This is a genomic window from Streptomyces nojiriensis (genome assembly GCF_017639205.1).
Lineage (GTDB): Bacteria > Actinomycetota > Actinomycetes > Streptomycetales > Streptomycetaceae > Streptomyces > Streptomyces nojiriensis.
In genome coordinates this window covers 4,593,427-4,605,644 of record NZ_CP071139.1, presented here as the reverse complement: position 1 = coordinate 4,605,644, position 12,218 = coordinate 4,593,427, and the positions used below count along the sequence as shown (strand labels likewise).

The 12,218-nt window shown below is 71.6% G+C and carries 10 protein-coding genes and 1 pseudogene; 5 read left to right on the top strand and 6 right to left on the bottom strand.

The genetic code is table 11. From position 1 onward, the window contains the following. Window positions 1–53: 53 nt before the first annotated feature. Window positions 54–887, bottom strand: coding sequence for a hypothetical protein (locus JYK04_RS21465; protein WP_189737809.1), 834 nt, complete (start codon window positions 885–887; stop codon window positions 54–56). A 200-nt stretch (window positions 888–1,087) separates the two neighbouring features. Here JYK04_RS21465 and JYK04_RS21460 point away from each other — a divergent pair, with 200 nt between their 5' ends. After that, window positions 1,088–1,531 (top strand): ATP-binding protein, encoded by a 444-nt coding sequence (locus tag JYK04_RS21460; protein WP_189737807.1) that lies wholly within the window; start codon window positions 1,088–1,090, stop codon window positions 1,529–1,531. Window positions 1,532–1,602: 71 nt separating this feature from the next. Here JYK04_RS21460 and JYK04_RS21455 read toward each other — a convergent pair whose 3' ends face one another. Further along, the gene (locus tag JYK04_RS21455) at window positions 1,603–3,069 is read right to left on the bottom strand and encodes an aminopeptidase P family protein (RefSeq protein ID WP_189737805.1); all 1,467 of its coding nucleotides are present in this window, start codon (window positions 3,067–3,069) and stop codon (window positions 1,603–1,605) included. 119 nt (window positions 3,070–3,188) lie between these two features. Continuing rightward, window positions 3,189–4,745, bottom strand: coding sequence for a PP2C family protein-serine/threonine phosphatase (locus JYK04_RS21450; protein WP_189737801.1), 1,557 nt, complete (start codon window positions 4,743–4,745; stop codon window positions 3,189–3,191). Window positions 4,746–5,142: 397 nt separating this feature from the next. On the opposite strand from JYK04_RS21450, the gene JYK04_RS21445 reads away from it, so the two are divergent. Beyond that, window positions 5,143–5,910 carry a bifunctional DNA primase/polymerase gene (locus JYK04_RS21445; RefSeq protein ID WP_189737797.1) on the top strand — a complete coding sequence of 256 codons (768 nt, stop codon included), beginning with the start codon at window positions 5,143–5,145 and terminating at the stop codon, window positions 5,908–5,910. 109 nt (window positions 5,911–6,019) lie between these two features. Next, entirely contained in the window at window positions 6,020–6,583 is a 564-nt protein-coding gene (locus JYK04_RS21440) for a hypothetical protein (RefSeq protein ID WP_189737794.1), read from the top strand. A 180-nt stretch (window positions 6,584–6,763) separates the two neighbouring features. Here JYK04_RS21440 and JYK04_RS21435 read toward each other — a convergent pair whose 3' ends face one another. The 3 genes and pseudogenes from JYK04_RS21435 to JYK04_RS21425 all read right to left on the bottom strand — a co-directional run bounded on the left by JYK04_RS21435 (window position 6,764) and on the right by JYK04_RS21425 (window position 9,450). Next, window positions 6,764–7,738 (bottom strand): DUF5926 family protein, encoded by a 975-nt coding sequence (locus JYK04_RS21435; RefSeq protein ID WP_189737791.1) that lies wholly within the window; start codon window positions 7,736–7,738, stop codon window positions 6,764–6,766. Window positions 7,739–7,964: 226 nt separating this feature from the next. Beyond that, window positions 7,965–8,524 (bottom strand): annotated as a pseudogene (locus tag JYK04_RS21430) (ATP-binding protein). A 137-nt stretch (window positions 8,525–8,661) separates the two neighbouring features. After that, window positions 8,662–9,450: a glycerophosphodiester phosphodiesterase gene (locus JYK04_RS21425; RefSeq protein WP_189738591.1), complete on the bottom strand. Its 789-nt coding sequence runs from the start codon at window positions 9,448–9,450 to the stop codon at window positions 8,662–8,664. A gap of 240 nt (window positions 9,451–9,690) precedes the next feature. On the opposite strand from JYK04_RS21425, the gene JYK04_RS21420 reads away from it, so the two are divergent. Then, a complete protein-coding gene (locus JYK04_RS21420) occupies window positions 9,691–11,187 on the top strand; it encodes a S1C family serine protease (RefSeq protein ID WP_189737788.1) in 1,497 nt (498 codons plus the stop codon). A 100-nt stretch (window positions 11,188–11,287) separates the two neighbouring features. Next, window positions 11,288–12,193, top strand: a complete 906-nt coding sequence (locus JYK04_RS21415; RefSeq protein WP_189737785.1) for a LysR family transcriptional regulator — start codon at window positions 11,288–11,290, stop codon at window positions 12,191–12,193. Window positions 12,194–12,218: the final 25 nt, after the last annotated feature.

The window sequence follows — 12,218 nt, the reverse complement described above, 5'->3', positions numbered from 1 at the left end:
CGGAGTTCGCGGCACCGGTATCCCGCTCTGTGGCCGGGAAGGAGGGTGCCGCGTCAGGCTGCGAGGGCGAGTGCCACGGGTGGGCCGCGCCGGATCACCGTGTGCTGGAGTGCTTCCCGCCCCGTGCAGGGGGCGGGGTCGGACCCGGTCCGCGGGTCCTGCGGGATACGGGTGGCCGAGCCCGGGAGCCCGGCGCCGAGGGCGCGTACGAAGGCCAGCGCGGCGCGCAGCGGCCGGATCGGGGCGGCTTCGGCCGAGCGACGGGACAGCTCGACCAGCCGGAAGAGCGCGGCGTCGCCGCGGCCGAGCAGCCAGCCCGCGGCGAGTGCCGCCAGCAGGTGGCCGGCCAGCATGGCCGGGCTGAACAGGCCGGTGGCGGGCGCCGCGGTGACGGCCTGGGCCACGTGCGCGTGCGCGCCGTGCCCCTGCACCGCGACCTGCCCGGCCTGTGCCGCCTGCTCGGCCAGGGCGGCCGGGTCCAGGCCCGCGGCCTCCAGGATCTGCCGGGCGTCGGCCGGGCTGAGCGGTACGGAGTTGCCCCCGCACACCAGGCGCGCGGCGAGCTCGGCGAGCGAGGCGTCGGCGGAGCCGGCCGGTGCCTGGGCGGCCGCGGCGCTGTGCTGGCCGAGGCCGAACATCGCGTGAAGGCCGAGTTGTCCGGCGGCGAGCCCGGCGGCGATGCCGGGCAGCGACCGCCGACGGCCCGCGAGCGGGGCGGCGACCGCGAAGACGGCGAGGAAGCCGAGACAGAGGGACCACCAGGGCACGGTGGCGCAGGACGCCAGGGCGTGCCCGGTCGCGGACAGCACGACACAGACCGCGGTGAACACCGCGGCCCGGATCAGCCGGAGGCCGGCTCCGGCGTGCGTCGCGTGGGGGTCAGACATGGCCGGGTCATCATCGCACTGTGCTCAGGCCCTTCATACGGCAGGTCCGGAAGGTCCGCATGAGTCCCCTGTGCGAGGACCGTCCGGGCCCGCCGCATACACCGCTCTCCGGGAGAGCCGCATCGGCCGTACGGGCGCATTGAGGTCTCGGACGGCCGCAGGGCGCTTACGCCCCCTCGCGGGCGGCAATAGGTAACCGTATGAGCATCTGGTGGTCTCTCCACTTGAGGCGCGAAGCCGCGAGCGTGCCGCTCGCCAGGCGACTGCTGCTGGGGACGATGGAGACCGCGGGGGTGGACCCGGACATCTCCTTCGATCTCTCGGTGGCGCTGAGCGAGGCGTGTGCGAACGCGGTGGAGCACGGCGGGGGTGGCGAAATCCCGGACGATACCGAGGCGTACCACGTCACGGCCTATCTGGACGGGGACTGCTGCCGCATCGAGGTGACCGATTCCGGTCCGGGGTTCCCGCCCGCGACGGTGGCCCGCCGCAGACCCTCCCTGGCCGAACACGGCCGGGGCCTGCACCTGATCTCCGAACTCGCCGACCACGTCCGCTTCCGCAACCGGCCGGGCCGCGGTGCGGTGGTGAGCTTCGACAAGATGCTGAAGTGGCGCGACGACGCGCTGCTGAGGGTGTCGTAGGCGTTCCCGGGAACGCCGATGGGCGGGACCCCGTACAGGAATCCCGCCCACCGGTGCGCGATGCGCAGGCGTCAGCCCTTCAGGCGCGCCATCCAGGCCTCGACCTCGGCCGAGGCGCGCGGCAGTCCGGCGGACAGGTTCCGGTTGCCGTCCTCCGTGACGAGGATGTCGTCCTCGATCCGGACGCCGATGCCGCGGTACTCCTCGGGCACGGTCAGGTCGTCGGCCTGGAAGTACAGACCCGGCTCCACGGTCAGGCACATGCCCGGCTCCAGCGTGCCGTCGACGTAGGCCTCGGTGCGCGCGGCGGCGCAGTCGTGGACGTCCATGCCGAGCATGTGGCCGGTGCCGTGCAGGGTCCAGCGGCGCTGCAGCCCCAGCTCCAGGACGCGCTCGACCGGGCCCTCCAGCAGGCCCCACTCGACGAGCTTCTCGGCCAGCACGTGCTGGGAGGCGTCGTGGAAGTCGCGGAACTTCGCACCCGGCTTCACCGCGGCGATGCCGGCTTCCTGGGACGCGTAGACCGCGTCGTAGATCTTGCGCTGGATGTCGGTGTACGTGCCGTTGATCGGCAGCGTGCGCGTGACGTCCGCGGTGTAGAGGGAGTGGGTCTCCACACCGGCGTCGAGCAGCAGCAGGTCACCGGAGCGGACGTCGCCGTCGTTGCGGACCCAGTGCAGGGTGCAGGCGTGCGGGCCGGCGGCGCAGATGGAGCCGTAGCCGACGTCGTTGCCCTCGACCCGGGCGCGCAGGAAGAAGGTGCCCTCGATGTAGCGCTCGGACGTGGCCTCGGCCTTGTCCAAGACCTTCACGACGTCCTCGAAGCCGCGGACCGTGGAGTCGACGGCCTTCTGCAGCTCGCCGATCTCGAACGCGTCCTTCACGGCACGGGCCTCGGAGAGGTAGACGCGCAGTTCCTCGTCGCGCTCCTTGGTCACCTTGTCGGTGAGGGCGGACTCGATCACCGGGTCGTGGCCGCGCACGGCGCGGACCGGGCCCTCGGCCTCGGTGAGGGCCTCCGCGAGCTTGCGGACGTCCTGCGCGGGGATGCCCAGGAGCTGCTCGGCCTCGGTGAGGGAGTGCCGGCGGCCGACCCACAGCTCGCCCTGGCCGGACAGCCAGAACTCGCCGTTCTCCCGGTCGGAGCGCGGCAGCAGGTAGACGGTCGCCGTGTGACCGGTCGCCCCGCTGGGTTCCAGGACCAGGACGCCGTTCTCGGTCTGGTCGCCGGTGAGGTACGCGTACTCGGTCGAGGCCCGGAAGGGGTACTCGGTGTCGTTCGAGCGGGTCTTCAGACGGCCCGCGGGGATGACGAGGCGCTCGCCCGGGAAGCGCCGGGACAGCGCGTCGCGGCGGGCGAGGGTGTGGGCGGCCTGGGCGATGGGCTCCAGTCCGTGCAGCTCGGTGTCGGCCCAGCCGCTGCGCATGTTCTCGGCGAGTTCGTCGCTGACGCCCGGGTACAGACCGTTCTTGCGCTGCTTGTGCGTCTTCTTGGGCTGCTCTTCTTCCGGGGTCTCCGGGGTGAGCTCGTCAGCCACGTCTTCTCCTCAGCTACGACGGTACGGACCTGGGTGTGGACCGCATCCATCGTATGCGTGTGCGTAGAGAGCCGTTCCGAATCGTGGAATCCGTCACGATTCGGAACAGGCTCCGCGCCTCATTCGAACCGGGCCGCGAGCAGCACGATGTCCTCGGGGGCGTCGGTCGGCTCCCCGCCGGGCAGCACGGTCCGCAGGATGTGCTCGCACAGGGCCGCCGGGTCCTCACGGACGCCGCGGGGGGCCGCAGCGGCCGCGGCGTGCAGCCGGGCGTAGGCCCGGTCCATCGGGTCGCCCGTGTGGTGCAGCAGCCCGTCGGTGTAGAGAAGCACCGTTTCTCCGGGTGCGGGTTCGATCTCCACGCTCGGCGCCTCCCAGCAGGACAGCATGCCCAGGGGCGCGGAGAGCGAGGTCTCCACGTACTCGGTGCGGTGCTCGCCGATCAGCAGCGGCGGGGTGTGCCCGGCACCGGCCAGGATGATCTTGCTGCCCTGGCCTCCGGACTGCGGACCCCCGGCGGGCTCGCAGTAGGCGAACAGCGCGGTGGCGGCGCGGGCGGGCTCGGTGAGGCGCAGCAGGAGCTCCAGGTCGGACAGGACCGCTACGGGGTCCTCGCCCTCCATGACGGCGTAGGCGCGCAGCGAGGCGCGCAGCCGCCCCATCGCGGCGACGGCGCTCGGCCCGGATCCGGTGACGGACCCGACGGCCAGTCCCAGGGCGCCCTCGGGCAGCGGCAGGGCGTCGTACCAGTCGCCCCCGCCGAGGGGTCCCGTGTGGTGGCGGGCCGCGAGCTGCACTCCGGGGATCCGGGGGAGCCGGCTCGGCAGCAGCTCCTCGGAGACGGTGGCCAGGTGCGAGCGGGAGCGCTCCACCTCCAGCATCCGGGCCAGGTGCTCGGCGGCGTGCCGCACGTACAGCCCGGCGAGGTCGCGCTGGCGGTCGCTCGGCTCGGCCTGCTCGTCGTAGAGCCAGACGGCTGCGCCGAGCCGGCCGGTGGCCTCGGCGGTGAGGGGGAGCGAGTAGCTCGCGGCGTAGCCGAGCCGGGCGGCGACCTCACGGTGGCGGGGATCCACGGGGGCGGCGAAGCCTCCGGTTCCGGGGGGCGCGCCCGGTTCGGGGAGGAAGTCGGAACCGCCCTGGGCGTCGGGCAGACCGTCGAGGATCCGCCCGTAGGAGGTGGCACTGCGCGGCACGGTCTCGATGTGGCCGAGCTCCGCGTGGCCGAGCCCGAGGCCGATCGTGCTGGTCGGGCCGAGTCCGTCGGAGGGCTCCAGGACGATCAGGCCGCGGCGGGCGCCGACGAGCGCGGCTCCGGCGCGCAGGAATTCGCGCAGCGAGGTGTCGAGGTCATTGGCGCGGGCGAGGCGCTCGGTGAGCTCGTGCAGGGTGGTGAGGTCCGAGACCATGCCCGCCAGCCGGTCCTGGATGACACTGCCCGGGCCGCCGGGCGGAGGGGCCGGTGCGGGGGTGGTCCGGGCGGGCGCGGGCGCCGCAGTGTGCGGCGACGCGGTTGCTGCTGGATCGATTCCAGCCACTTTCGGCAGATGCGGGGCGCTCATGGCGTCCGCCTTTCCACCTGGTGCGATTCGCCAAATAGCATCGCAAACCCCCAGATCGTGCTGCGCCGCCATCAAGGAATCCACATCTACACGCACACGTGGATGCATGTCCAGCATTGCCCAGGTGGGAATCCTGGTGTCCGTGAGACCGCAACTCACTGTCGAGCCAAGGCTAGAACTTGGCCGGAAAAAGCTGGGAGCAGTCGGTTTTTGCGATCGACTGAGCGGGCTCCGCAGGGGCCTCGGGTACGTACTCGTTGATGCACGAGGCCAGTTGGCGCCGCCGGGAACCACCCGGCGCGGGCCGTCGTCCTTAGCGGCGGCCGCCGGTCTCGGTGGCCGGCGCGGGTCGCGCTCCACCCCCGCGGGACGTTTGATGGACCTGTAAGAAGACTGCACGAACCGTGTGAACCTGCTTCTGGCGGACAGTGACGCGAAACCTGTACGTGTGGTGAGACACCGGTTACATGGTGTGATGTGGCCCTCGGCGTTCAACGGAAAGGAACGAGCGCACATGCGCGAGATCCTCGGAAGGCGTCTCCAGCGGCTCCGCGATCGCTTTCAATCCCTGCGCCCCGACCCGGAACAGAGCGGCAGCTCGTCGGCTCTCCTCGACGCGGCGCTCGCCTGCGCCACCACCTGGCAGTGGCCCGTCCTGCCCGGCGTCGGCCGGTCCGGCACCGACGCCAAGCGATGCGCCTGCCCCGACCCCGACTGCGCCGTCCCCGGCGCGCATCCCTTCGACCCCGGACTGCTCGCCGCCACCACCGACCCGCGGATGGTGGCCTGGTGGTGGACCAACCGGCCCGCCGCCCCCGTCCTGATGGCCACCGGCGGGACCGCCCCGTGCGCGGTGAGCCTGCCGGCCGGCGCGGCCGCGCGCGCCCTCGTACGACTGGACGCGCAGGGCATGCGGCTCGGTCCGGTCGTGGCCACGCCCACCCGCTGGGCACTGCTGGTGGCGCCCTATTCGCTGGAGCGGCTCGGCGAACTCCTTTACGCGAAGGACCACGTGCCCTCCTCCCTGCGCTTCCACGGTGAGGGCGGGTACCTGTTGCTGCCGCCGTCCGCCGCGTCCAGCGGTGGCCAGGTGCGCTGGGAACGGGAGCCACGGGCGCAGTCGGCGGAGCAGCGGCCGCAGGCACGGTCGGCGCAGGCGCAGTTGCCGCATGTGCAGGCGGGGGCGGGAAATCTCTGGCTGCCCGAGATCGAGGCGGTCGTTGACGCGCTGGTCGAGGCCAGCAGCGGTGCGCCGGGCGGCGGCAGCAGGCTCGCGTACTGACCTGCCGGGCCTGTGAGGATCACTCGTACGGGTGTCGGCGGGACGAGTTTCCAAGGGAATTGGGCGCGGGCATCTCCGTGGCCCATTCCCTCCTCGCTATCTTCGGCGAATGAATCTCCGCCTGATCGGTATCGGCGCCGGTGTGTTGATCATCTTGTCGCTCCCGCTCGCCGGGGCGATCGCCGGGCCGGATTTTGCCGGTCAGGACGACGGGAAAGGCGGCGGCCTGTTCTCGGTGCTCGGGCTTTCGGACTCCTCCCGCACATCCCCCGCGCGCTCGGCGCCGACGGCCGGCCCGCAGCAGCCCGGTCCGGCCGAACAGCCCCGTACGGATTCCCGCTGCGGCCCCGAACTGTCCTCCCCGCACGGGGTGGAGGCGCAGACGTGCGTGATGATCGGTGAAGGCCGGACATGGGGCCGGAGTTACTACCGGAACACGAGTGGTCGCGCACTGGACGCCGTGCTGACGCTGATGGGTCCGGCCGGGCGTACGGTCCAGATTCGGTGCGCGGTGGGAGCGGGCGACGAACCGGGCTTGTGCGAGACGCCGAAAGAGGCCTCGGCAGGTGGTCCGGAGGGTTACTCGGCCGTAGCGGAGTTTGCAGTTCCGGATGATGAAGGGGAACTGCTTCTGAGGTCCGGGAGCAACTCACCGGCGCCGGGTGACGGTTGATCGCACCCTGAAAATCAAGGGCCCGGTCGCTGGCGACGGGGGATGCACCAGCGACCGGGCTACAAGAACGGTAACAAGAGATCGCCTGTTCGCAAATTCGATCTCCGATATTCAGACACCGATTTGCAGACGATTAGCGGGAGTTGTGACTCCGGTCACCGGCTCCCAGCGGGCGCTCGGTCAGCTGAGCGTCACCTGGCGGTTGGTGAGTCCGCCGCGGGCCCGGCGCTCCTCCGTGGTCAGCGGGGCGTCCGTGGCCAGAGCCCCGGCCAGCCGCTCCGCGAACTCCGCCGCGGGCTTCTCGACGTCGTCGGCCGTGACCCCGGTGGGCAGGTCCCAGACGGGAACCATCAGGCCGTGGGCGCGGAAGGAGCCGACGAGCTTCGTGCCCTCGCCGAGCGAGGACGTCCCGGCCGCGTGCAGCCGCGCGAGGGCGTCGAGCAGCTTCTCCTCGGGGTGCGGCATGACCCAGCGAAGGTGGTTCTTGTCCGGCGTCTCGCACCAGTAGGCGGCGTCCACGCCGGTCAGCTTGACGGTGGGAATGGCGGCCGCGTTGGCGCGCTCCAGCGAGGCGGCGATCTCCGGCGAGGCGTTCTGGGCGCTCTCGGATTCCGGAATCCAGAATTCGAACCCGGTGTGCACAACCGGCTCGAAACCGCCGTCGGTGTCCAGGAGATCCTGAAGTCGGGGACCCTCGGCGGGAACCCGGCGGGCGGCAACCGGCGTACCGGGCTCCGCCACAAGGGCACGCTCCAGGGTGTCGGCCATGTCGCGGCCGAGGTCCCCGGAGGAGGAGTCGTTCTGCAGGCCGAGGAGGACGGACCCGTCCTCACGGCGCAGCGCCGGCCACGCCATGGGCAGTACGGTCACCAGCGTGACGGAGGGGACGCCCTCGGGCAGGCCGCCCTTGAGGGACAGCGGGACGGTGGCGGCGGGCACCAGTTCGCGCAGCGCGACCCAGTCGCACTCGCCCGGCAGTCCCTCGAAGGGGCGCCGCACGTGCTCGGTGACGGCGTGCGCGGCGGCTGCGCCGTGGCAGGCCTTGTAGCGGCGGCCGGATCCGCAGGGACAGGGCTCGCGGGCGCCCACGACGGGGATCTCACCGTTGTTGAGCTGCGGCTTTGCAGTCTTGGCTGCGGGGCGCTTCTTGGCCATCGTGCGTGTCTCCCGGTTGCGGCGGTACGGCGTCGTGTCTGGGCGCGAGCCTAGCCGTTCGTACCGCCGGAACCGGTTGGGTGCGGCCGGGAGCACGGTCGGCGTGCGCTCCCGGACGGCCGCCTGTGCGGATGACCGGTACTGCTGTGCTGCTCTCGTGCTGCCTTGCTCTCGTGCCGGTCGTGCTGTCGTGCGGTCTGCGATCCCGGGTTCCGGGATCCCGGCTTCAGGGACCGAGGTCGTCGAACGCCGTACTGAAGTCGATCGCCGGGGGCGCAACGCGCGTAGCGAAATCATCGTGCCGGGGCCCACAGGCAACGATCACCCACACGGTGACCTCACCCGCCGCTCCGTCCCGGACACCCCAGTCCTGGGCCAGGGCGCTGATGATGTTCAGCCCCCGGCCGCCCCGTGCGGTGACCGAGGGCGTGGCGGGAACCGGGCGGGTGGGCCCGCCTCCGTCCGTGACCTCGACCGTCAGTCGTCCCGCTCTGTCGACGCGCCATGCGGCGCGTATCTCCCCGTCTCCGACTTCCCGAGCGCCGAGCGGCCTGCCGTGTCGGCAGGCGTTGCTGAGCAGTTCGGAAAGAATCAGTACGGCATCGTCCACGACCGATTCGGGCACCCCGCTGATACGCAGTTGCTCGCGCATCCGGTGTCGCGCCTCGCCCACGCCCGCAGGACCATGGCGTACGTCCATGCACGACGACGTGGGCACTTCTTGTGCCACCACCAACGCCACCCCCGGAACCTCCTTAGCCCCACGCATGGTCTGGATGCCCCCATGGCCTGGACCGGAAACCGTCGAAGCAGCCCGAAGCGGGCCCCTCTGACGCATTCACGCCGACCGAATGCGGAGCGGATGCGCCGGAGCACACCCTGTAACGAACGAGTTGGGGGTGGCGGGTGTGCAAAAAGGGACTTCAGCGCCCGAGTTGGGACAGAACTTGGCGGGGTCTGTTCGTGATGATTGCTTCCACGCCCAGATCAGCGCAGAGCTGAACGTCTTCAGGTTCGTTCACTGTCCATACGTGCACGGAGTGGCCCGCACCCTGGAGCTTGTGGATGAAGGCGGGGTGGTTGCGCACGATCCGCATCCCGGGGCCGGCGATCGTCACGCCGGCCGGCAGCCGCCCGTCCCGCATCCGGGGCGAGATGAACTGCATCAGGTACACGGTCGGGATCGTCGGCGCGGACGCCCGGATCCGGTGCAGGGAGCGCGCGGAGAAACTCATGACGCGCACCGGGTGCGGACCCTCGGCGGGCGGGGCGTCCAGTCCGAAGCGCTTGAGGAGCACGAGGAGGCGCTCCTCCACCTGTCCGGCCCAGCGGGTCGGATGCTTCGTCTCGATCGCGAGCTGCACCGGCCGTCCGGCGTCGGAGACCAGCTCCAGCAGGCGCTCCAGGGTGAGGACGGAGGTGCGCTCGGGGTCCGCGTCCCAGTCGGGGGACTCCTCGCGGTCCTTCCAGGAGCCGAAGTCCAGGGCGGCGAGATCGGCCAGCTCCAGGGCGGAGACGGCGCCGCGGCCGTTCGAGGTGCGGTTCACCCGGCGGTCGTGGACCAGGACCAGATGGCCGTCCGCGGTCAGCCGGACATCGCACTCGAGGCCGTCGGCGCCGTCCTCGATGGCCTTGCGGTAGGCGGCCAGGGTGTGCTCGGGGGCATCCTCCGAGGCGCCGCGGTGGGCGACGACCTGGATGGTGCGCGGCATTGCGTGGGTCACCGGGTCATGGTGCCACCGAGAGGCGCCCGGGTGTCGGGGCCGACCCCGGGAGTGCATCCGAAATGTCGGATATAAAGAATGGGGAGAGATGCACAGGTCCGGCTTACAGTGCTCTGACGGGTCATGGGAAAGGCTTTGCCCAGGAACTTGTGCGGCACGTCGAACGTTCACTCGGACCGACATTGCCAGAGAATTTTCCGAAGCCGTGTGTGACGAGGAGAGAGCGCTGTGAGCACCGAGAACGAGGGCACCGCGGCCCCGACACCTCCCGCGGCCCCGTCCGTACCCCCTGCTCCGGCCTCCGAGACGCAGGATGCGGCCCCCGCGCCCGCCGTCGGCGAGCCGGTGACCCAGCAGCTGCCGCCGACCCCGGCGCCCGGCACCGAGCCCACCCAGCAGATCCCGCCCGCACAGGCGCCCCCGGCGTACGACCAGACTGCCGCACAGGCGGCCCCGGCGTACGACCAGGCTGCCGCCCCGGCCGCGCACGGAGCCGAGGGCTGGCCGCCCCCGCCGCCCACGGTGCCGGCCTACGGAGCGGGCGGTGGCCACGGCGGCGGTGCCTGGGGAGCCCCCCTGACCGCCGACGGGGCCCCCGCGCCCAAGCCGAAGGGCAGGGGCGGCCTGATCGCGGCCGTGCTCGTGGCGGCCCTCCTCGCGGGCGGCATCGGCGGCAGCGTCGGCTACTGGGCCGCCGAGCGCAGCAACAACGGCACCGGCTCCACCACGATCAGTGCCGCGAACAGCCCCAAGGACCTCAAGCGCGAGGCCGGCTCCATCGCCGGTCTGGCCGCGGGCGCCCTGCCCAGCGTGGTCACCATCGAGGCCTCGGCCGGCGACGGTGAGGGCGGCACGGGCACCGGGTTCGTCTACGACCAGCAGGGCCACATCCTCACCAACAACCACGTCGTGGCCTCCGCCGCGAACGGCGGCAAGCTCTTCGCGACGTTCTCCGACGGCAAGCGGTACGACGCCGAGGTCGTGGGCCGTGCCCAGGGCTACGACGTCGCCGTCCTCAAGCTGAAGACCCCGCCGGCCGGCCTCAAGCCGCTGCCCCTCGGCGACTCCGACAAGGTCGCGGTCGGCGACTCGACCATCGCCATCGGCGCCCCGTTCGGCCTGTCCAACACGGTCACCACCGGCATCGTGAGCGCCAAGAACCGCCCGGTCGCCTCCGGAGACGGCAGCGGCAGCAAGAACTCGTACATGAGCGCCCTGCAGACGGACGCCTCGATCAACCCGGGCAACTCGGGCGGTCCGCTGCTCGACGGACGCGGCGCTGTCATCGGCATCAACTCCGCGATCCAGTCGGCGGGCAACGGCGGCTTCGGCGGCGGCCAGGCCGGTTCCATCGGCCTCGGCTTCGCCATCCCGGTCAACCAGGCGAAGAACGTCGCCGAATCGCTGATCAAGACGGGCAAGCCGGTCTACCCGGTGATCTCGGTTTCGGTCGACCTCCAGGCCAAGTCCGAAGGCGCCAAGATCTCCGAGCAGGGCGCGGCCGCCAACGAACTGGTCGACCCGAACGGCCCGGCCGGCAAGGCGGGGCTCAAGCCCGGCGACGTCATCACCGAGTTCGGCGGCAAGCCGGTCGACAGCGGCCCGACCCTGATCAGCATGATCTGGACCTACAAGCCCGGTGACACCGTGAAGCTGACCTACCTGCGCGGCGGCAAGCCGACCACGGTCGACATCACGCTCGGTTCGCGGGTCGGCGACAAGTAGCAGCACCCGAGCACCACCGGTCGCGGCGGCGGCCCGATGTCGAGGGGCCGTAGGCGGGATTTCGCCTACGGCCCCTCCAACGTCCGCTTATGCTTCGCTGGTGTTCGATTCTCGGCACATACGGACCTTTCACACGGTGGTCGCCTCCGGGTCGTACTCGGCCGCCGCCCGCGTGCTCGGGTACACCCAGCCCGCCATCACCCAGCAGATGAAGGCGCTCGAACGCGCCGTCGGAACCCCGCTGTTCACCCGCGTGGGCCGCAAGATGCAGCTGACCGAGGCCGGGGAGTCCCTGTCCCGGCACGCCGAGACCATCCTCGGCAACCTCTCCGCCGCCGAGGCCCAGCTGCGCGCGTACGCCCGGCTGCGTACCGGCCGGGTCAGGCTGTGCGGCTTCCCCAGCGCCAATGTCACCCTCGTCCCCGAGGCCCTGAGCGGCCTGGCCAAGGACCATCCGGGCATACAGGTGGAACTGCTGGAAAGCGAGCCCCCCGAGTCGCTGCGTCGGCTGGAGCGCGGGGAGTGCGACATCACCCTGGCCTTCACCTATCCCGGTCTGCACGAGGAGATCCCGGAGGAGGTCGCCGAGGTCAGGCTGCTGGAGGACCAGCTGACGGTGCTGCTCCCGACCGGGCACCCGCTGGCCCGCCGACGCGCCGTGCACCTGGCCGACCTCGCCGAGGAACGGTGGATCGCGGGCTGCCCGCGCTGCCGGGCGAACCTGCTGCACGAGTGCGCGGAGCTGGGCTTCGTGCCCGACATCCGCTTCGCCACCGATGACAACCTGGTCGTGCAGAGCCTGGTCGCACAGGGCCTGGGCGTGGCGATGATGCCCGCGCTGGTGCTGCCCTCCCTCTCGCTGAGCCGGGTCTGCGGGCGGGCCCTCCAGCCCGCCGCGCGCCGGCACATCGCCGCGTACGTCTACCGCGATCACCTGCGGATCCCGGCGACGGCCGTGGTGCTCGACGCGCTGAAGCAGGTGGCGGCGAACCGGGTCGGCTGCTGACCAACCCATAAGCGGTGCTTGGGAT